Consider the following 251-nt stretch of genomic DNA (forward strand, 5'->3'; position numbering starts at 1 on the left):
CGTCAATACTGCAGGTACATCAGCCCCCACCCCCCTTTTTTTCTCCTTTTCCTCCCCCCCTTCTTCCTTCTCTTTCCTTCTCCCTCCCTCTCCCTTTTCTCCCTCTTCTTTCCCTTCCTCCCCCCCTCTCTTTTTCCTCCTTTTTCCCTCCCCTCCCTTCCCTCTTCTTTTCCCTTCTTCTTCTTTTCCTCCCCTCTCCTTTCTTCCTCCCCCTTTCATTTTCTTTTTCCCCCTCCTTCTCTTCCTCTTCT

At 51.4% G+C, this 251-nt stretch carries 1 protein-coding gene; it reads right to left on the bottom strand.

Annotated features, from left to right (window positions below):
• On the bottom strand, positions 1-251 hold a 251-nt coding region (locus A3773_RS19910; protein WP_197462882.1), incomplete at both ends, for a hypothetical protein.

Source organism: Neptuniibacter pectenicola (assembly GCF_001597735.1).
Lineage (GTDB): Bacteria > Pseudomonadota > Gammaproteobacteria > Pseudomonadales > Balneatricaceae > Neptuniibacter > Neptuniibacter pectenicola.